The sequence below is a fragment of the Kaistella treverensis genome (genome assembly GCF_900114045.1).
Lineage (GTDB): Bacteria > Bacteroidota > Bacteroidia > Flavobacteriales > Weeksellaceae > Kaistella > Kaistella treverensis.
In genome coordinates this window covers 39,783-61,366 of the sequence record NZ_FORQ01000004.1, presented here as the reverse complement: position 1 = coordinate 61,366, position 21,584 = coordinate 39,783, and the positions used below count along the sequence as shown (strand labels likewise).

Genomic DNA, 21,584 nt, shown 5'->3' with positions numbered 1-21,584 from the left:
AGACCGGTTTTGCAAACGAAAACCGGTCTTTGAATTTGGTAAATAAAGTTATTTTTTCACCGCGGTGACTACCTGCGCTTCAAGCTTGGTTACGTTATCGTAAATCTGCTTGAAAAACGGATAATAGTCAGCCGGAAATGATGAGTCATCAATCTGCACGGTGGTTTCAATGGTCAGCTTGTTCTCTTTCTGAGTTACAAGATAAGTGTATTGTATCCCGCTGTCTTCGGTACGGATTTTCTTAGATTTCGGAACATTTTCAAACTTGTATCCATCCGGAAGTGTAATGGTTACTGATTTTACACGGTCAAACGCCGAATAAAACTCGATGGCAGATCTTCGCGGCTCTGTTTGGTTGTAACTGTGGTTTTGGGAATAAAGAAATAAAAGCGGGTTAAAGACCATTTTATTTCCGATATGATCCACAAAACTGTCGGCGGAAAAATCGAAAGTGGTTTCGAAATCGTTATTTTCGTGCAGCTGATGTTTTAAATTGGTGAACGGAAACCTGTACTCATCCTGATAGTTTTTCGAATAGGTTTTTTGGTCATCCGTAAAGCCTTCATTGGCGATCATCGCGTACAATTTGGTATCGCGGTCGGCAAATTTCCCTTCAACAGTACCGTCAGAATTTAATTTAGCGTCGATGGAAAGTATGGTTTTGCTAACTTCGGGGTAAAGAACGTTGATGAGTTTTGCATCGTCTTTCGACATGATGATTCCCGATTCGTTAAGGGCGCGCGGCGAAACCATATTAAGCTCCGTCAGTTTTGAAGTACCGTCTAAAAGATAAAATTTCCCATTGTCGTCAAATGACGCTAAAACAAAATTAAGCTGTGAAATAGACGGATTATAAGTGGTAAGTTTCCCACGATTAATGGTGGAAAGCACCACAGGATCCGCATTTAAACCAGCATTCCTCAAAAGCATTGTCAGCAACAAATTAATTTCTGCGGTATTACCGATTTTTGTGGTGATTAAATTTTTGATGCCTTTATCAGTAAAAGCTTCATCTTCTTTATTCCAGGTATAATTGTTCTGAACAAATTTTAAAACAGCAGCAGCTTTTTCCACTTTGGTGGACATTGCAGCAATTTCATTCGGTAACAGGTTTTTAACTAAACTCTCTTTTTTCAGCTGCTCGCCGAAATCGTCGTGATCATACAGGCGTTTCTGGATATCCTTCCATGAAATGGAATACGACTTGAATATGTTGTTAAACAGCGTGGAATTCAGTTCTGCTCTAACACCCGTCTTATAATTATCATTGTTTAAAACATAACGCTCATCCTTGAAAGCCGGCAGATCTTCGTAAGCGTAACGGTGTGTCTGAAACTGGTTTCCATACAGCGTTTTATGACCGGCATCGCGGTGTTTAGGTGCTACACTTCCTTTGTAATTAATGGAATATCCGATCGGCAGTGCGTGGTCAAAAACAAACTCTACATAACGCGTTGGAATTTTCGATTCAATTAAAGTTCGTGGTGTTGAATTTAAAAAAGGGCTGAAAATTGTGTAGGAATACTCTACCACAGAACCGTTTTTTACGTTCGCAAAGGCAAATTTGGTGATGGTGTAATTTTTATCTTCTTTAGATTTAAATTTTTCGTCACGCGTAATTTTAGTCGGTGTAATTTTATCATTCTCCCAGTTGTAAGTTACAACTTTCAGGTCGATGAGCTTCTCCGAATCACCTTTTCCGTTGTTGAAAACAGGGATTTCATAATCCAGGTATTCTCCGGCATTGTCTTTATTGTAAATTTTAACGCGGCTTACAATTTCCTGCTTCAAGCTTCCGTCATAATCAACAATAAAATGAACGGAACGGTACAGTATTTCTGCCGGTGCGTCGGCATCAATTTCAGATTTTGTTTTTTGCAGATCTGCAGCAGAAATTTTCGGGTCGTTTAAAAATTTATGTTGGGAATAAAGGATGCTCGCAAAAAAACATCCAATTAAAAGGGGTAATTTTTTAATCATATTTTGGAAATTAAAATTTTTGTATTGTCTTTAGTTGCGGTTTTTTTCCGGAAGTCTACATAATCTTTAAATTTTTCTTTCGGATAAATACCCTTTTTAATGGTTAAAATTCTTCGGACCAGCAATTTTTCACCCTCCATTTTATAGGTCAGAGAATAAGAACCGAACTCCGTGGAAAAATCTGAAGTTGCCGGCAAATCCGCAAATTTATAACCTGCTGGCGCCGTAAACTCTATTTCGTAATCGTCCTGAAACGGAAAAGCAGTTTCGAATGGAAGCATTCTCTCGGTGTTGGTGGTGAAAGAAACCGGCAGGTAGAACGGCATTGCCGGGAAAAACAAATCATCACCCAATTTTTTAGCAAAACTTTTCGCTTTCAGGTTCAGATCATAACTGATTTTTGCATCGTCGCGGTTGTTGGCAAGGTTTTGCATGGCTAGGTCATCAATCTGTAAATTGAAATGCCGGCTTTTCAGTGCATCTTTAAGTTCATCTGTTTTTAAAGTCATTAAACTCAGATTGTGGTCATATTGACCACCGGTGAACTGAAAGTTCGCATCCGAAATTATGGAGCCGTCTTCTGCAAGTTTTACTTTTGCGACCATCAATTCCTTGCTGTGTTCCGGTTTATAAACAGGTGTATCAATTATTTTAATCCCAGTTTCATCCACCGCCAAAACATTGCGGTTATACGAAGAATAATTTAGGTGATTATACGCAACGCGTTGCGAAGTATTCTCCAACCAAATTTGCTCCTTTTCGGTAGGAACCATCAGTACTACGTGATTTCCGTCTAATTTAGGGAAATCTTTATCAAAACTGATCACAGAATCATCACTGTAAATCACCGAATAATACGACGGAATTCCTGCGGCAGTAAGCAAAGTCCGCATATAATTGGTAAGCGCTTTACAATCGCCGTAGCCTTTTTTACTAACTTCCGCCGCCGGCATCGGTTGCCAACCGCCGATTCCCATGGAAATCAAAACATAGCGCGTTTTGTTCTGCATGTACTGATACAGTGTTTTTACTTTTTCCGAAGTTGAGCCGGATAAATTTAGCGCCGCAACTTCCGCTTTAATTTCAGGTGTAATTTGCGAAACCGGCGTTATGAGATCATTAAAATACCATTTACCGAAACTGTTCCAATCTGTCAAATCGCCCTGCTTACCTTCCAAGGTGAATTTTTCCGGTGAAAACTCCACTCCCGGCACCAAATAATCAATACTTGGCGATAAATCTTCAGGTGCAAACGCACTGATATTCTGATAGGAGTATTTCCAGACGTTACCTAGTTTATTTTCCGAAACTTTAGCTAAAGGTTTGTCGCTAATTTTCGTTCTGATTGTAATTCCCGACAAATTTGTAACGCTGAAGTTGCTTTTCTCCACCGCCATATTATAGCTTCGTACAGGCGAGAAATTGCTTAAATAAATGGTGTTGGATGTGCTGGTTTCGTAAGTTGTTTTTAATGTAAAAGGATATTTTGGCGAAACTGGCCGAAGCACCAAAACGCGGTCATCCGTGTACAAGCCAGCACTTGGATTGTTCGTATAATCTGAAAAGTCTTTTTTCGAAAATGTTTTGCTGAGCTTTCCGGTTTCGTCAAACATTTCAACTTTTATATTGCTGATTTTCGTCGTAGGATTATATGGAATATAAACTGTAGCAAATGGATCACCCGCCGCGCTCAGAATCGTTATCACCTGGCTTTTCGTGATGGTCATTTCGTTCACAGATTTCAAAATGTAATCTTGTGACTGTTCGCGGACTACGGCGTTCGCGTTCGTAAGAAGGTTTTGTGGAATTGATGAAACAGCATACTCCTGAGCGCTACTGTAAATCGAAAAAAAAGCACAAAACAGCAGGTAAAATTTATTCATATATAAATTTTTTAGGTGAATTTAATTTCCGGCTTCAGGCTGAAAAGTGCGCTGCGCCAGTTCCTGATCGAAAAGATAAAGCGCGGACGGATTGTCGGAAACCATTTTTATCTTAGAAACCAGCTGCGAAGCGTTGGCCTCTTCTTCAATCTGTTCGGTTACAAACCACTGAAGGAACGTCACCGTAGCGAAATCGCCTTCGTCGTTGGCATTTTTCAGAATATTAAAAATGCTTTTTGTCACCAGTTTTTCATGTGCAAACGCTTTCTCGAAAATCTCGACCGCGTTCACAAATTCGTGTGGCGGTTTCTCAATTGTTCCCATTTCGATAGCGGCGCCCACGTCATTTAAGTAGTCGAAAATCTTGTCGGCATGCATCAGCTCTTCTTTACTTTGCACGCGGAAATAATTTCCTATCCCGTCTAAATCCCGCGCGTAAAACCATGCGGACATTGCAAGGTAATATTGAGCGGCGAACTGTTCATTGGTAATTTGCTGATTTAAAAGTTCAGCGACTTTTGTACTTATCATAATATTAACTTCTTAACCAAATATAATAAAAAAAGGCAAACAAAAAAGCGGAAATAAATTCCGCTCTAACATTAAAAAAATAAAACTATGAAGAACTATTTTACTGCGCTTTTTGCATGTGGTGCTTTTTCATCATATCACCTTTTTTGTGCATCATTTGGCGCTTTTTCTGCATTTTTTCCTGGTTGCTTGCCATCCATTTTTGGTATTGGTCCGGAGAAAGAATTTTTTTCATTTCAGCCTGATGTTCTGCGCGTTTGGCTTTCATCTTTTCCATTTTGGCTTTTCTTTCCGCCTTTCTTTGTGGTGCCTCCATTTTTCTTTCCGCCATTCTTTTTTCATGAAGCGTTTTCAGCTGCGCAACCTGTGTTTCAGTAAGATTTAACTCGGTTTGCATTTTTTTGAAATGATCAGCTTTTTTCTGTTCCATGGTTTGCTGATCTTTTTTAGCCATCTGACCGTTTTGTTGTGCAAAGGCAAATGTTCCAACTGCTAAAAATGCAGCACTGAAGATTAATTTTTTCATTTTGTATATATTGCTATTGTTGTTTTATATGGTTTTGATACTAGAAAAATCCGAGAGTTAAAGCAGCTCTTCATAAAATTATGTTAAATAAAAATTACCCACATTTCAGGGCTTTTTTTCTGAATTTAACATCGAAGCCAAAATCGAAAAAAAAGTGCTTTTAGCGGCTAAAAAAAGAGCAGTTTAAAATTAAACTGCTCTCCCATCATTATTAACATTAAAAATCTAAAATTATCGGGAAGTTAATCGGCCTCCCGAGTTTCTTACGCTGGAATTTCTGGTTCCTGCGCCGGCATCCTGGGTAGAGTTGCCGGAATTATTTTCCATTCTGCGAGACGGTGTAACATTTCGCAAAGTTCTGTCTGGCTGTGCTGTTTCTGATCTAAATCCTGATTTCGAAGGCATTTCTGCTGGTCTTCTTGTGGAATTTGATCTTGTTCCTGCATCAGTTCTTGCAGATGCATTTGGTGTTACAGTTTCAGACTTAAAAGTATTTGTTCTGGTCCGTGAAGCACTTTCATTGGTGTCATTTCTAAAACCACTGTTGCGGTTCGGAGTAACTGTTTGTGTTTGTCCGGTGCGCGACGGCTGTTCAAAACCAATATTTCTGCGCGAATTATTCTGGTGATAGTTGTTTCGGTCCACACGGTAAACATTAACATTTACACTTCTGTATCTCGGTACTACGTAAATATTTCTGGCGTAGTGTCTTTGGTTATAATTCTGGTAATAAATTACCGGGTTGTACCCGTTATAATAACTGTTCTGGAAAACGACAAACAAATTCGGTCCCAAAATTCTCTGCAAAGCATAGAAGCGATCGTAATACCAGCGGTCCGGGTTATATCTGTAATATGAATTCCAGGCGCTGAAAGACGAAAAGCTGTCATTCAACATCATAATCTGCTGAATTTGCCACGGTGAAAGTCGGTACATCGAAAAGAAGCGGTTCCAGTTTACATTATTAATGCTGCTTCGGTAGTCGCTGTAATAATTTCTGTACAGGTCATTATTGTAATAATCACTCGGATATTCGTAGTAATAATCGTCCGGGAAATAAAACGCATCATCGTCGTCGCCGTAGTAGTTGCCATTTCCATAGCTGCTGTTCGGGTAATAATCGGGATAATTCTGAGCGGAAACCAATGTCATTGCAAACACCGATAAACCTAGTATAATTTTTTTCATTTCAATTTCAATTTATGTATTGATTCTTTAACTAATAATTAAAAAACGTGCCATAATTTTCAGTGATAATTAAATTCAGCATAAAAATAATCAGCTGCTTTTTGTATTAGCTGGTTATTTGATATAAAAATAAAACAGAAGTTAAATGCAGTGATTCAACTTCTGTTTATTCCGGGCTAAAACGCTATTTTTTAGCGATTTATATAGCTGCTGTTTTTAGAAACTATTTTTAAATTCTATTTGAATCAGAAATCCAGTACGCTATTTTTTTATTGAAATCTGTCTCTGCTACCATATCTTCTATGTTCAGATGCATTCTATAACGCCAGTAATGAGGGAAAACCGCCGGTTGGTTAATACGTTCATCATCCATATTCGGGTTTTTCAGCTTATTATCGGTTGCTAAAAACTCCTGGATCGGGAAAATTGCCAACATCGCATCGTTATAAAGATGCTGCAGCATTATAATTTCCGCCAGTTCACATTCCAGATGCCATGGCGCGGTACCGTATTGCCCCAGCTGATGCTGAAAATACTTTTGCGTCAATTCACGGTCTTCCTGCCACCACTGCCGCAAGGTAGAACTGTCGTGCGAACTCGCCGTCACCACATTCATATAAGTCGCATTTTGCGGATCGTACCACAGCGAATCATCGGCGGGCATTCTCTGCACTTTCAAAGCGGTAATTCCCAGACGGTCCATCACCTCGGGAACGCAATCCGGAACCAAACCTAAATCTTCGCCACAAATCAGCATGTCAGTAGAATTCAGGATGACTGGAAGTTTTTCCATTCCTTGCTGATACCACAATCCATCCTGTCGGTGGAAGAAATAATCCCGGTATAATTCGGAAATTTTCCACTTTTCGCTGTCGTTTAAATATTTATAAGATTCTGTTTTCTCCACATTAAACCGCGGATGATAAACATATTGATCATCGCCGAGCGCTTCTTGTAAAAACAAAACATTCGCAGCTAAAGAAAGCAAGCGCTCCTCTGCACCGTTAAAGGATCTTGTTTTAAAGTAATCAGCAAGTTTTCGCTGGGTATCAAATTCTTCTTTGAAAGTGTAAGTTCCATCGAAGTGGTTATTCATGAAATGCTCCTGAATATGTTCGCGTTCCTCGCCGAAATAGTCCCATAAAATCTGGTCATTAATGAAGGGCTTGCAGAATCTTTCGTAATTAAAATGAATATCACGCGCGTGGAATTCTTCAATTTTAACCGGAACAGCAGGATAAAAATATCCCAAAATTCCTTGCGTGGCGCTCATTGGCATCCGCCAGATTCGGAAGAAACCGAGAATGTGATCAATTCGCATCGCATCGAAATATTGCTCGAGCGCTTTGAAGCGGTTTTTCCACCAGCGGTAACCGTCGGCTTTCATCGCTTCCCAGTTGTAGGTCGGAAATTCCCAGTTTTGACCGAGTTCAGTAAACTGATCCGGCGGTGCGCCCGCCTGAAAATCCATACCGAAAAGTTCCGGTTCTGCCCAAGCTTCCACGGAATAGCGGTAAATACCGATCGGCAAATCACCTTTAACCGAAATTCCCAAGCGGTGTGTATAATCTATAGCGTCTTTTAGCTGAAGATGAAGTTGGTACTGAACCCAGGCGTGCACCATGGCAGCAGCAAAATCTTTGTTTTTTGGTGAAAAGAACGGTGAAACTTTACCAAAAATAAATTTTCGGTGCGTTTTCCATTCGTTGAAGTTCGGCGTTTGATATTTATCGCGTAAAACGCAGAAAGCTGAATACGGTAAAAGCCATTCTTCATTTTCTTTCAGGAATTTCTTAAAATTTCTGTCTTTTAAAATTTGGTCAAAATTGCCGGCAAAAATTGCTTTTAAATATTTCCATTTTCCGGAAATTACTTTTTCATAATCGATGAGCGAAAGTTCATTCAAAGCATCTTTTTCTGCTTTGTATTCTTCAACTAAATCGTTCGGTATAGGAAAATGAAGTTTTTCAACCGACAAATATTGCGGGTGAAGCGCATACACCGAAATCGCCGCATATGGATAAGAATCGGTCCAGGAATAATTCGCAGTCGTGTCGTTAATCGGCAGAATCTGCAAAATCGAAAGATTGGTTTCTTTCGCCCAATCTGCCAGATTTTTTAAATCGGGAAATTCACCAACACCAAAACCATTTTCGGTTCGTAACGAAAAAACCGGCACCGCAACTCCGGCGGCATGGTACATTTCATGCGACTTGAAACGGAAATAATGATCGGATTTTATTTGAAGTGCATTGTTTTCAGCGTTCGGCAAAGCCCAACGGTTCGGGCCGTATTCCACACCGAAAACTTCGCCGGTCTCGATGTTCATCAAACCGTATTTATATTCGATCATGTGGTTTTGCGGCAATACCACAGCGACTTCCCAGATTCCGAAATCTGTCTGATTCATCGGCAAAGTTTTCAAATATTGCCAATTACCCAGCACTTCGCAGTTTCCCAGCATGACAATCTGCCAGTCCGGATTATACACCGGCGCTTCCAGGCGGAAAAGATGGGTGTGTTTTTTTAGCGCGCTAACTTTACCGGGTGTAAAGCTTTGAAGCTTATTCTTAAGAATTTTATTGTTCAGGTAATTCTCCGGGAAATTTTTGGCGTTCCAGGAATCATAAATTACAAACTCATCATAATTATGCGGAAAAGCCAGATAGTGCACCGAATATTCTTCATTAATAATATTGCCGTGCTGGCCGGTAACCCGATATTTATATGAAATGGTTTTCGAAAAAAAATCTATTTCACCTGTCCAGTTTCCATTATCGGTATAATTAAGGTGATAAATTTTCTCTTCAATTCCGTCATTTAAAACCAGAAGTTGCAGATTTTCACCAACTTTCGTCTGGAAATTTATATTAAGATAAAGTTTCATCAAATTTATTTTTTAATGACTGCAATTTAGCAAATTTTTCAAGAATTAATCTGAAATTTCAGCTGCTTTAAAGGTGATATTTTTCAGTTTAACTATTGATAATCATTTTATTACAGAACCAATACAAACTGATACGAAAAAATGTTTGATTAAACATTTCCGCCAGGTGAAATAATAAAAATTTTAGCTGCTATTTGGGCATTTTTTCAAAAAAAATAAAATGCTTCAGATAACCTTATGATATCGAATACGTTGTGCCGTCTCTTCCGTCTTTAAGCTCAATTCCTTCAGCCAGCAAGCGATCACGAATTTGGTCTGATAGATCAAAATTTTTGGCTTTACGTGCCTGATTTCGGAGTTCAATTAAAACCTGTAAAGTCTGATCCAATTTTTCATTGTTATTTTCCTCGATATTCTGCAAGCCTAAAACATCGAAAATAAAGCTGTTCAGCAAGGTTTTCAATTCTTCTAAATCCTGAGTGGAAATGCTTTCTTTGCCTTCTTTTAATTTAAAAATGAAATTAGCAGCTTCAAAAAGATGTGCTATTAAAATGGGTGAATTAAAATCGTCAGTTAACGCAGCATAACATTTTGCTTTCCATGCTTCAACATCAAAGCTGGAAACCTCAGCACTGGAAAAAGTTGTATTTGAAAGCACCTTCAGCGCTTCCATCAAACGCTGAAATCCTTTCTCACTTGCGATCATGGCCTCATTGGAAATATCCAAAACGCTGCGGTAATGCGCCTGCATAAAATTGAAACGCACGATAGTCGGATGAAAAGCTTTTTCGAAAAAGTCGTTGCTTCCGGAAACCAATTCCATCGGTAAAATATAATTCCCGGTAGATTTACTCATGCGCTGACCGTTCATCGTCAGCATGTTTGCGTGCATCCAGTAATTAACAGGTTCTACACCATTGCAGGCTTTTCCCTGGGCAACTTCACATTCGTGATGCGGAAATTTCAGATCCATTCCACCACCGTGAATGTCAAACCTTTCACCTAAATATTTAGTTGACATGGCTGTACATTCCAGATGCCAGCCCGGAAAACCTTCGCCCCACGGCGAATTCCAGCGCATAATATGTGCAGGCGAAGCGGCTTTCCACAAGGCAAAATCCTGCGGATTTTTCTTTTCACTTTGTCCGTCGAGGTCGCGCGTGTTTGCAAAAAGTTCTTCAATATTTCTACGGGAAAGTTCACCATAATTTAAACCGCGGCGGTTGTATTCCAAGACATCGAAATAAACAGAACCGTTCCTTTCATACGCAAAACCTTTATCTAAAAGTTTCTGTGTAAGTTCGATTTGTTCTAAGATATGTCCGGTTGCAGTGGGTTCAATCGTCGGTGGAAGTAAATTGAAAACCTCTAGAACTTTGTGAAAATCTACGGTATATTTCTGCACGATTTCCATCGGCTCCAGCTTTTCCAGGCGCGATTGCTTTACAAAACGGTCATTGTCCACATCACCATCGTCGGTAAGATGGCCCGCATCGGTAATGTTTCTCACATACCGGACTTTGTAACCAAGATGCATCAAAGTGCGGTAAATAAAATCAAAAGACATGAAAGTCCGTACATTTCCCAAATGCACATTGCTGTACACGGTAGGACCGCAAACATACATCCCGACGCTTTTTTCGTGAATGGGCGTGAAAATTTCTTTTTCACCGGAAAGGGAATTGTATATTTTTAAATTCATTGTTTTTAGTTTGAAATTAGTCCAGTTTTGCGTGGTTTCCTACATAATGTAAGAATTCCTGACGCGTAATCGGATTGGTTCGGAAAAGGCCGCTAAGCTCGGCGGTTGTGGTGGAGCTTGCAGTATCTTTAATGCCGCGACAGTTCACGCACAAATGTTTTGCTTCAATGATACACGCTACATCTTTGGTACCTAAAGCATCTTTCAGCGCATCCACAATTTGCATCGTCAGCCTTTCCTGAACTTGCGGACGTTTTGAATAATAATCCACAATTCGGTTTATTTTTGAAAGGCCTATCACTTCGCCGTTTGAAATATACGCCACGTGTGCTTTGCCGATAATCGGTAAAAAATGGTGTTCGCAGAAGGAATACACGGTGATATCTTTTTCCACGAGCATTTGGCGGTATTTGTATTTATTGGAAAAAGTGGAAATTCGCGGTTTATTTTCGGGCAGAAGACCGCCGAAAATTTCATTTACATACATTTTCGCCACGCGTCTTGGTGAATCTTTCAGCGAATCGTCGGTCATATCCAGGCCAAGCGTTTCCATAATTTCATGGAAATGTTGCTGAATAAGCTGAATTTTTTCCGCCGGTAATTTATCAAAAGCATTTGCGCGCAATGGCGTATGTTCTTTTCCGGTAAACACGTCGTCGTCAAAGTCGATATCCTGATCCATAAAATGTTATAATGAAAGCAAAATTAAGGATTTAATTTCATGTTTTTTCAATTCAGGAAAAAAGGCTTAAATAGCCCGGATTTTTTTCAGATTAAATCACTTTAATTCTGCTTTTTTTAAAATCAGAAAAAACGGTCATTTAGCAGCGAATTTTTAAACCAAATGATTTTTTATTCAGGTTTTCAAATCCGAAAAAAACGGTCATTTAGCAGGGAATTTTTTTCAACCAAATTAAAACCCACCGGTGCCACCGAAAGTAAATGTCGCTGTAAGTCCCGCGCGTACTGTTGAAAGCGGGAACGCCGTGGAAATTTTGTATTTCGTCATCAGCTGATCGTAGAAAAAGCGGATATTGAAATTCTGCGACATATTATAATCCGCGGAAAGTTTTAAGCTCAACATGCGCTGGCCGCCCGTTACCTGAGAATCGTCCTGCAAAATATTGGTAATTCGGGTTTGGCTGTCTCGCAACGCAAAATCGCCACGCACATTCAAATCACTTTTAATATTGCGCTGTTTTCCTTTGAAGTTCAGCTTCAATTTTAAATCCTTCAAAATATAACCAAAACCGAGGATATATTCTTTCCCGATATCTTCCGTCAGCGTATGATTTATCAAACCGAGCATAAACAAACGGTCGGTGTTGTACTGCGCACGGAACTGCATATTGTTGCGCATGGTAACATCAGCACCGATCAGCGGCGCAAAAGCTTCAACATAGCCAACCTGCGAAAACGTGTAAGGATTGTAAAAATCGCCAAACGCGTCGCGGTTGTCAGTACCGTTGTTCTGAACATTGTAATAATCAATACTGGACTGGATTCCCGCGGCGGTGTACGTGGAAGTGTAACCGTGCAAAATATCAAATTTGGAAAATTGGCTGTTTATAAGCGGAATATTTTTTAAACCGGAATAAGTCACACGCCAGTTCGGTAATGGGAAACCGGATTTTTTCGGATCGTCCAGCGGACCACCCGCCGACTTACCTTCAACAGCTGCCTGAAAAGCCGGAACCAAAATGTACGCGTTTGCTAATGAATGACCATCCGTAAAACCGTTCGCATCAAGCGGTCCACCGAATTGCTGAGAAATTTCCCGGGCATTTGAGATCATATTTTCGTAAATCGTACGGCCGTCTACAAACGAAGTTCCGAAGGTCCACGCCGTTTTGGAATAGGTGAATAAATCGCTGCCAAAGGAGAACTGAAAACCATTATTAGGATCGGAATCTGCATCTACATTATAACCGCCCTGAGTGAAATTGCTGTTGTAATTTTTCAGGAAATTAACATCGATGCGGAAATCGTTCACCGGCATAATCTGGACGTTCGCGAGGAAGTTTTGATTTTTCAGCTGCGAATACGGATCGTTCATATAATTGGAATCCGAAATCCAACCGTTTTCAATTACCGTTCGTCTAATGTCTGCTTGGGAACCTAAAAGGAAACCAACAGTTGGTCCGCCGATATTCTGGCCATATCCGTACCAGTTCGGCGCTGCCAATAAACCAGGCAATACAGTTCCGTTGTTTTCGTTGTAAGAAATATCCAGCTGCTTCACGGAGGTTAATGCGTAAGCAACCGCCTGCATTGGATTTAATTTATTTTTGAATCTGTAATTTTTGAAATTTCGCTTTTTGTTTTTCTTCTGCCAGGCTAAATTATAAACATTGTTCAGTGAATCGATTTCCTGACGGCGTTTTTGCATTGTGGAACTAATTGCCTGGAAATATTTAAATTTTCCGAAAAATTTTGGAACATCTACCGCTGCTGTCGCAATAATATTATTGGTATTTTGGCCGATACTACCCAAACTTTCTTCACGTCCAGTGTCCGGATTTCTAAAATTTGTAAGTACAGTGCTGCGCGCGTTCCAGTTATAGGTAAAACCATAACCTAGTTCGGCATTAATGAAATCCAGGTAAGGCAAATATTCGAAAGGTAGACGGTAGCTCAGCTGCACGCGGTGGTTATACAATACCGGACGACCGGCGCGGAAAGGATCAGCGAAAATCGATTTTGTGTTCATATTATAGACACTCAGATTGTCGTTTAAAGTCCGCATGGCGGAATTTATATCAAGTTTAAGCGATTTTGTAAAATTAAAACCAATACCGTATTGCCAGCCAAAATAGAAATTTCGGTTTTTGATCACATCGAAATCCTGGGCAGCATTTCCGCCAAGAATTGCATCGATGTTTCTGAATTCCAGCTCATTATAATTTCGGTCGATTTCTGTTCTGAAAGAAAGTCGTGTAGGAACCGGATTAAAGTTGACTTCTTTAACCCAACGCAAATATTTGTACGATTTTGCCGTGTCGCTGACCAGTTTATTAAATGGTCTTAAAACCCAAGGTTTGAAGGAATAATTATAGTCGATATAACCTTTCAGATATTGGCGGTAATTCTTTTTGGTATACACATCGCGGAAATAATCATCGTTATAAATCGCGGTCACCGATAGATTTTCTACGTCATAAAATCGCGGTTTTTTATTAGGATTCATTCGTTCCTTTCGCATATTTACCACGCCAATGCTGCGTTGCTGCGTGTAAGTTCGTGCAACGGTTTTCAGCTCTTCTTTATTCGGTGCTTTTTCAAAAGTTACATCATTATCCAGCGGATTATATTTCGGATCTTCAATCGTTTGGGTATACGAATAATTTACCGGCACTTTTAAACCAAGTTTTTCCGGTAAAAATTTATCCACGTTCACGGTCGTATTGATGTTATAAGCAGCTAATGTAGACTGGGCTCTTTCAGCAGGTTTTTCAGTAATACCTCCAAAACCAATGGTTGAGTAAGAAGCATTGGCATTAACCAAAGCAAAATCACCAAGGTTAAAATTCACACTTGCATTCCCAGCATAACCGCCTTTATTTTCTATTTCAGAAAGACGGATTTCATTAACCCAAAGCACCACTTCTTTGGAAACAACGGAATTTTTATTGCGCACACCCAACATAATGGTCGTTACGTTGCCTAAACTCGGGCGACCTTTGATATATATTTTTTTGTTAGGATCAAGTGAACCGTATTCCACATCTTCGCGGCGAAGTTCTATTTCGGTCGGATAGTTTTGGTCGCGGCGCAGTTTTGCATCCACAAAATCCTGGATTTCTAAATCTACATTATTTTCCGAAGGCCAAATTTCCAGCGGTGAACGTGCATTTTTTGAAGTATATTTCAGCGAAGCTTCATACTCGTAATAATTGTCGGTTGCATCACTACCAAAACGGATGAAAAATTTAGCGTCTTCATCGTAGTTCGAAGAAGTAACATCTTTTAAATCTTCAGCGTGAACGAAAAGCTCCAGCTTTTTGTACCGGCGCATATCCAAAGCCACATTTTTAAAAACTCCGCGCGAAGAATTTTTTTGTAAAGGCGCCGCTTTTAAATATAAAGAAGCTTCATTCTGTCTCTGTACACCGGCATTTCCGCTCAAAACCTGACGGTCAATTCCCGGAGGCAGAACATAAGGCGGTTGGCTTAAACCGTTTTCTTCCAAATTTACACTTCCGACATCTAAATTCTGGTCGGTTACCAGCTCAATTCCTTCAGTATCAGAAGCATTTGTCGCGATGTTTTTGGTATATTTTCGCCAATCGCTTCGAACCAAATCCAAAGTTCCAAAACGAAGCGTAGAAGTTTGGTCGAATCCGGTAAGCAACATTCTTGCGAAACGTACATTATTCAGAATGGAAGCATCTGCTTCGCCGGCATCATAATCATATTGCGCCACCGGCACACGGAATAAATACCATTTGTTGGTTCCGGTTTGTCCGTTTTGAAATTTACTTTCCACTTCTTTAACATCAACAATAAAATTTTGCCCTAATTGCAGGTTATTTTTATCGAGATTAATGGTGTACTGATTATAGTTTTCGCTTTGGTCCAGGTTGTAATCGCGGTTTACGTCTTCAGCATCCGGAGTTTGTGTGGCAACTTCCAGAGAATTGCTTTGCGAATTACCTTCAGGACCACGGAAGTACTTATAGCGTTGGGTTACAGAACCCGCTTGATTTCCCTGAAACTGGTCTGATAAATAAAATACGAAATCATCCGACGCCGGATCCGAATTATTGGTAACCGGATTAATAAAATTGGTCGCGAACTTGGCTGTTTCTCCCGCAGCATCAAGACCGTCATAACCTAAATCCTGCGCCGTACGCTCTGCACCTTCCGAAGAAAATGCATAAAGCACCGGGAATTGATTCGGTTGAACACCCCAATTTGTAGTCGTGGTATTTGCAGGAACGGCAGGTGTTGGCAAGCCGTTTTCGTACATAAGTTTACCATCTTTCAGCAAGTCTTCGGAAACATTTCCCAATTGTAAAAGAAGTTTTGGTGTTGCACCTAACGGATTTCCGTCTGCGTAAGGATCCATCATCCAGAACTCCACATATTCGATATTTGAATTGGTGAAATTGGACACCGAAATAGGTCTCATTAACCCCGCCCAGCGCTGCTGCGTAGTTTCAGAAGCTGGATTTACGTTATATGGTCCTCTTTCGGTCGGGAAATAAGTAATATCTAACGTGTTGGTATATAGTTGTTCACCGGCAACGAAATCGCGGCTGTTGAACAGTTCAGATGTTTTCACACGTCGGGAAGAGTGATTTGATACGGCTTCGGCATTAATTCCACTCGGCGCTTTTCCCCCTATTCCATAAAATCTCGGATCAATATTATACCAGCTTAATAAGCCACGTCCATTTCCAAAAGATAAATTATCATTGAGATTACCGGTAGAAAAAATAGGTTCCGGGTTTTTTTCAGGTTTTGAAGCCAAACTCCACATCGCCGGTTCTTTAAGCGAAATTTTAGAAGTGCTCTGTTCAAAATCATCGATATAAGACTGGTCACCAATTCCTTTATTCTGTCCCGGAATTAAATAGGCTCCTTCAGCCATAAAGTTCAAATTCGATGGTGCTTCGGTATTTACAAACGGAATTTTATCGGTTAAGCGGGTTAAAAAAGGCAATTCGTTGTTATACAAAACATTGAAGCCAGCCATTGTATTATTCACAGCTTCCTGACCAAAATTTACCTTTTGGGCTAGCGGCGTTTCGGCATAATTTACCACCGTAGCACCGACGGTTAAATGTTCATTAAATCTTCTTTCGAGATTTAAACCCAGGAATCTTTTTCTTTGGGTATTGAAAGTCAGCTGATTTTCCAATGAAATATTGATCGCCTGCCCCGACTGCTTTACGGTTTCATTGATAATGTTTACCGTTCCCAGCATATAATCGACGGTATAATCAATACCCTCCTGAAGCTGTACGCCGTTGGCGGTAACTTTTACAGAACCTTGCGGCACGTTAATCGCTCCTAATGAAATGCCCGAACCCTGGCTGCCTTTATAACGGCCTTCCATGGTATATCGCAACGCAAGATTGTTCTGCGAAGCGACCTGCTTTTGCTGATTGTAAAGGTCATTAAAAACGAAATCCGGATCGTCTTTTCCCAATACACTTTCCAGATAAGCGCCGAAAGGTTTTGCTTTAGTGAAAATTACGCGTCCGTTTTCGGAACTCACCGTAATGCCGGGAACATAATCGAAAATGCCATCGCCTGTTTCACCTGAACCTTCCTGCAAATCGTTATTCATATTTAAACGGTCCCAGTTGAAGAGTTTCAGTAAATTAGGATTAACCTGAGGGTCGGGCGCGTTAACAGTTGTTGGTAAATAATTTACTTTTCCCCCTGTTTGCGGATCGCGGTAATAAACGTTGAGTAAAAATCCATCGGAATTGATCTGATTGGTGTTCAAAGAATAAATATTCTTCATCATCAAATCCCACATCGGCGATGAAGTTTTCACGGTGCTGTTCGGTTTCAGAACTTTGGTGATGAGCACCGGACTTTCCTCCGAAAATTCGCCAACTTTATAAACTTTGTTGTCACCGTTTAACGTATAACTGTACGAAACTGCCAAAAGCTGGTTGTCATTAAGTCTCTGGTTCAGTGAAACGTAACCTAACTGCGGATGATAAGTAAATTCGTTTTGATTTAATTTTCTTGCTTTACGGTTGAAAATAAATTGCTCACCGTCTACGTAATTTTCTGCTGAACCGTTTGCGTTCGGGAAAGATTTACCATTTATTGCATTGTAGGCGGTATTTACGTCGCGAATGGCCGGTCCTAAACTGACGATGCTTTGGTATAAATTATTTTGTGAATTATCCGGAAAACCTGAAGTTCCATCACTTAAATCCCGAATTCCAAGAATTCCTTTTTGATCCTGAAGATTTCCGGAGCCCTGGTCTAAAACCCAGGCTTCAATGCGGCTGATATTCACACGGGAATTGATCTGCGGGTAATTAAGAAGCGCTTTGTCGTAAGTATTTAAGAAAAAATGTCCCAGAAAATAGTGCTGATTATCTTCATAATCTACCGCGTTGAACTTAAAAGTGTTCATAACGCCTCCACCTTGTGCTATTATATTTCGCGCTTCACCCTGTTGTTGCGAAAACACCAAAGTTCCGTAGGTTTTCCCCAGCTGAAACTCCGTCTTTAGTCCAAAAAGCGATTCGGAACCGCGAATTAAACTAGTGGAAAGCGGCATATTTACATTACCGAATTCTACGCGCTTGATGATTTTATCTTCGCCGCTTGAAGTTGGGTTATTCAGTCCTTTGGTCTGTAAATCGCGCCAGGTCCCTTTTGCCTGCCAGATCAGGTTCATACGGTTTTCAAAAGCAAAACCGCTTTGGGTATCGTAATTGGCTTTTAGCTGTAGATTTTCACCTACTTTGCCAATCATTCCCAACTGGATTCTCTGCTGAATATCAATAGCAAAATTGGTCCTGTTTTGGGGTAAAATTAACGGATTATCTATTTTTTGGTAAAGACCTCCAATGTCAAAGGAAGCGAACCCTTGCGGAATAATTTCAATCTTATTGCCGCCAAATAAGGTTTCAAAAAGTTTGTTTTTAATCTTTACAGATGGTAGTAAACCTTTTTTTATGGCTTCCGTCTGATCTTTCCTATAACCTAAATCATTAATTGATGATTTTTCACGGTAATATTCGCTTATTTCGTTGGTCAGCATAAACTTTTGGTATTCTGCAGACGTCATAGAAACGGGATTTCCCACCACTATATTACCGATTTTGGGATATAGAATGTACATGCCGCTGGAAACATCATAAAATGCTTCGTAGCGCGTGGGATTGGGCAAAGAAAAATCCTGTCGTACGCTGGCACTGTCGCTGGGTTTAACCTGCGCGAAAACCGACGTAAGAGAAAAAAACGTAAGTAGAAAACCTAAAAAACGCTGTTGAATTAATCTTTTTCTTCCCAAATGTTAAATATTTTTTAATATTTGTTTTATCAGGTCTTCTACCGTCAAGTCCGGGTTTTGCTTTAAAATACGGTCGGCAATTTTCTCGCTCATTTTCTTTGAAATACCCAAAACTTCTAAAGCTGATAACGATTCCTCCTTAACTTTATTATTTATGGTTGGTGAAAAATTACCAGCTGAAACGGCAAATTTTTGCATTTTATCTTTCAGTTCCACGATAATACGTTCTGCAGTCTTGGAACCAATTCCCTTTACTTTTTGCAGCATCATGCTGTTGTTCGACATGATGCCGGCTGCAATCTCCTGCAAAGACAGTGATGAAAGCATGATTAAAGCCGAAACCGGTCCAACCCCATTCACACTAATCAGCAAGTTGAACAGCTCTTTTTCAGCGATGGTATCAAAACCAAAAAGCAGGTTTGCATCTTCACGGATGATTTGCTGGATGTTTAAAAAAGTTTCCTTTCCTAAGACCAATTTTTCTGAGGTTTGCAGACTGATGCCAACAAAATAACCCACGCCATTTACATCAACGACAACGGAAGTTGGGTTAAGTTGCTGAACAATTCCTTTAAGCGAATATATCATTTTTAAAAATTAATAAATTACGCTTTTGATTCTTCACGGCGCTGCGCATCCAGAACCGCAATCGTTGCTAAATTCACGATTTCATCCACACTTGCACGCATTTGTAAAACGTGTACCGGTTTTTTCAATCCCATTAAAATTGGTCCAACAACCTGCGCTACTTTTAAACCTCTGATGATTTTATAGGAAATATTTGCACTTTCCAGATTCGGGAACACAAATACATTCGCTGGTGTCGTCCCCAATTTAGAAAATGGATAATCCGAAAGATGGTCGCTGTCCAGAGCAAAATCCGGCTGAATTTCTCCATCAACAATCATTTTCGGGAATTTTTCATGCAAAATAGAAACGGCTTTTGCCACTTTTTTCGAAGTTTCTGTCCTGCCGGAAAAATTTTCGAAAGACAACATGGCAATTCTCGGTTCTACGGCAAAAGTTTTTACCGTCATTTCGGCCATTTTTGCAATATTTACCAAGTCTTCAGCGGTTGGATTTTGATTAATGGAGGTATCAGTAAAAAATATTGGCTTTTTCTCAGTCATAATCATCATCATCGATGAAATTTTTTCAACGCCTTTTTCTTTTTCTACAATTTTTAAAATTGGCTTTATCGTAGAAGCATAATTTTTAGAGAAGCCTACAATCAGCGCGTCGGTATCACCATGGTGAAGCATCAGCGGACCAAAATAATCGTGCTGGCGTACGTATCTTTTGGCTTTGTACTCATTCATGCCTTTGCGTTGGCGCATTTTCCAAAGTGTTTCACGATATTTCAGGCGGTTTTCTGACTGATCATCATCCATCGGGTCGATGATTGGCACGTCAAGCTCAATACCGAATTTTTTCATCTGCTGCTGAATGTATTTTTTCTCGCCCAATAAAATCGGGTGCGCAATACCTTCTTCGTAAAGAATCTGAGCAGCTTTCAACACATTATATTCATCAGCGTTGCCGAGTGTCACACGTTTCGGATTGGAGCGTGCACGGGTCTGCATCATTCGGATAAGTTTTTCATCGCGGCCCATTCGGTCTAGCAAAACATTTTCGTAATCGTCGAAATTTTCAATTGGTTTGCCTGCTACACCACTTTCCATGGCTGCTTTTGCAACCGCGACAGAAACCCTGGTGATCAATCGGTTATCAAATGGTTTCGGAATAAAATATTCGCGGCCGAAATTTAAACCGTTTAAGCTGTATGCTAAAATAACAGCTTCCGGAACGGGTTCTTTTGCCAGTTTTGCAATCGCGTGAACTGCTGCCAATTTCATTTCTTCATTAATTCCGGTCGCCTGCACGTCAAGCGCTCCGCGGAAAATGTACGGGAAACCCAGAACATTATTCACCTGGTTAGGATAATCGCTTCTACCGGTTGCCATAATGGTGTCCGGTCTGGTCGCCATCGCAACATCATATTCAATTTCCGGGTCCGGATTTGCCAAACCAAAAACGATCGGGTTTTCTGCCATGCTCAACAGCATTTCCGGCGTCATGATATTTCCTTTGGAAAGACCGATGAATACGTCGGCACCTTTTAAAGCTTCCGCTAAAGTATTCCGGTCGGTATCAGCAATAAAATGCAGTTTTTCAGGTGTGAGGTTTTCACGGCGTTTGTTGATGACACCTTTGGAGTCGCACATCAAAATATTTTCCATGCGAAGACCGAGCTGAACATACAGTTTGGTACATGCAATTGCAGCGGCGCCGGCACCATTTACCACCATTTTTATTTCCTCGATTTTTTTACCGGCAATTTCAAGGGCGTTCACCAAAGCTGCAGCAGAAATAATTGCTGTTCCGTGCTGATCGTCGTGCATCAACGGAATATTGAGCTCTTCCTTGAGGCGTTGTTCAATATAAAAAGCTTCCGGAGCTTTAATATCTTCGAGGTTAATTCCACCAAAAGTCGGGGCAATACCTTTTACAATTTCTATGAATTTATCCGGGTCTTTTTCGTTGATTTCAATATCAAAAACATTGATGTCCGCGAAAATTTTAAAAAGCAATCCTTTACCTTCCATCACCGGTTTTGAAGCTTCAGCGCCGATGTCACCCAAACCTAAAACAGCCGTTCCGTTGGAGATTACAGCAACAAGATTTCCTTTTCCGGTGTACTCATACGCGAGTTTCGGATCTTTTTCAATTTCGAGACACGGGATAGCAACTCCGGGCGAATATGCCAGCGACAGATCGCGCTGCGAAGAATGTGGTTTAGAAGGAATTACTTCAATTTTACCTTTCGGTTCGTTGCTGTGGTAATCCAAAGCGGCTTGTCTGAAATTGCGCTCGTCTCGATTGTTTGTAGTGGACAT

The 21,584-nt window shown here is 40.3% G+C and carries 11 protein-coding genes; all 11 read right to left on the bottom strand.

Features of this window, described 5'->3' with window-relative positions:
- Nucleotides 1-48: 48 nt before the first annotated feature.
- The 11 genes from BMZ55_RS09955 to BMZ55_RS09905 all read right to left on the bottom strand — a co-directional run bounded on the left by BMZ55_RS09955 (nucleotide 49) and on the right by BMZ55_RS09905 (nucleotide 21,584).
- Nucleotides 49-1,980 (bottom strand): transglutaminase domain-containing protein, encoded by a 1,932-nt coding sequence (locus BMZ55_RS09955; protein ID WP_089820220.1) that lies wholly within the window; start codon nucleotides 1,978-1,980, stop codon nucleotides 49-51.
- Nucleotides 1,977-3,863 (bottom strand): DUF3857 domain-containing protein, encoded by a 1,887-nt coding sequence (locus tag BMZ55_RS09950; RefSeq protein ID WP_089820219.1) that lies wholly within the window; start codon nucleotides 3,861-3,863, stop codon nucleotides 1,977-1,979. Before BMZ55_RS09950 ends, BMZ55_RS09955 begins: the two co-directional genes overlap by 4 nt.
- A 21-nt stretch (nucleotides 3,864-3,884) precedes the next feature.
- Nucleotides 3,885-4,394, bottom strand: a complete 510-nt coding sequence (locus BMZ55_RS09945) for a ferritin (protein WP_039343005.1) — start codon at nucleotides 4,392-4,394, stop codon at nucleotides 3,885-3,887.
- Nucleotides 4,395-4,494: 100 nt separating this feature from the next.
- Nucleotides 4,495-4,920: a hypothetical protein gene (locus BMZ55_RS09940; RefSeq protein ID WP_089820218.1), complete on the bottom strand. Its 426-nt coding sequence runs from the start codon at nucleotides 4,918-4,920 to the stop codon at nucleotides 4,495-4,497.
- A gap of 231 nt (nucleotides 4,921-5,151) precedes the next feature.
- Complete coding sequence (locus tag BMZ55_RS09935) at nucleotides 5,152-6,108, bottom strand: hypothetical protein (RefSeq protein ID WP_143068770.1); 957 nt, start codon at nucleotides 6,106-6,108, stop codon at nucleotides 5,152-5,154.
- Between the two features lie 229 nt (nucleotides 6,109-6,337).
- Nucleotides 6,338-8,995 carry a 4-alpha-glucanotransferase gene (locus BMZ55_RS09930; protein WP_089820216.1) on the bottom strand — a complete coding sequence of 886 codons (2,658 nt, stop codon included), beginning with the start codon at nucleotides 8,993-8,995 and terminating at the stop codon, nucleotides 6,338-6,340.
- 235 nt (nucleotides 8,996-9,230) lie between these two features.
- A complete protein-coding gene (gene cysS, locus BMZ55_RS09925; protein ID WP_089820215.1) occupies nucleotides 9,231-10,697 on the bottom strand; it encodes a cysteine--tRNA ligase in 1,467 nt (488 codons plus the stop codon).
- 16 nt (nucleotides 10,698-10,713) lie between these two features.
- Nucleotides 10,714-11,379, bottom strand: a complete 666-nt coding sequence (folE, locus tag BMZ55_RS09920) for a GTP cyclohydrolase I FolE (RefSeq protein ID WP_089820214.1) — start codon at nucleotides 11,377-11,379, stop codon at nucleotides 10,714-10,716.
- A 231-nt stretch (nucleotides 11,380-11,610) separates the two neighbouring features.
- The gene (gene sov / locus BMZ55_RS09915; RefSeq protein WP_089820346.1) at nucleotides 11,611-18,669 is read right to left on the bottom strand and encodes a T9SS outer membrane translocon Sov/SprA; all 7,059 of its coding nucleotides are present in this window, start codon (nucleotides 18,667-18,669) and stop codon (nucleotides 11,611-11,613) included.
- Between the two features lie 21 nt (nucleotides 18,670-18,690).
- A complete protein-coding gene (ruvA, locus tag BMZ55_RS09910) occupies nucleotides 18,691-19,275 on the bottom strand; it encodes a Holliday junction branch migration protein RuvA (protein WP_089820213.1) in 585 nt (194 codons plus the stop codon).
- Between the two features lie 17 nt (nucleotides 19,276-19,292).
- On the bottom strand, nucleotides 19,293-21,584 hold the full coding sequence (locus BMZ55_RS09905; RefSeq protein WP_089820345.1) for an NADP-dependent malic enzyme: 2,292 nt from the start codon (nucleotides 21,582-21,584) through the stop codon (nucleotides 19,293-19,295).

Excerpts from the sequence above, each read along its gene's own strand:
- BMZ55_RS09955 (WP_089820220.1), bottom strand. The coding sequence starts at position 1,980 with ATGATTAAAAAATTACCCCTTTTAATTGGATGTTTTTTTGCGAGCATC.
- BMZ55_RS09950 (WP_089820219.1), bottom strand. The coding sequence starts at position 3,863 with ATGAATAAATTTTACCTGCTGTTTTGTGCTTTTTTTTCGATTTACAGT.
- BMZ55_RS09945 (WP_039343005.1), bottom strand. The coding sequence starts at position 4,394 with ATGATAAGTACAAAAGTCGCTGAACTTTTAAATCAGCAAATTACCAAT.
- BMZ55_RS09940 (WP_089820218.1), bottom strand. The coding sequence starts at position 4,920 with ATGAAAAAATTAATCTTCAGTGCTGCATTTTTAGCAGTTGGAACATTT.
- BMZ55_RS09935 (WP_143068770.1), bottom strand. The coding sequence starts at position 6,108 with ATGAAAAAAATTATACTAGGTTTATCGGTGTTTGCAATGACATTGGTT.
- BMZ55_RS09930 (WP_089820216.1), bottom strand. The coding sequence starts at position 8,995 with ATGAAACTTTATCTTAATATAAATTTCCAGACGAAAGTTGGTGAAAAT.
- cysS (WP_089820215.1), bottom strand. The coding sequence starts at position 10,697 with ATGAATTTAAAAATATACAATTCCCTTTCCGGTGAAAAAGAAATTTTC.
- folE (WP_089820214.1), bottom strand. The coding sequence starts at position 11,379 with ATGGATCAGGATATCGACTTTGACGACGACGTGTTTACCGGAAAAGAA.
- ruvA (WP_089820213.1), bottom strand. The coding sequence starts at position 19,275 with ATGATATATTCGCTTAAAGGAATTGTTCAGCAACTTAACCCAACTTCC.
- BMZ55_RS09905 (WP_089820345.1), bottom strand. The coding sequence starts at position 21,584 with ATGTCCACTACAAACAATCGAGACGAGCGCAATTTCAGACAAGCCGCT.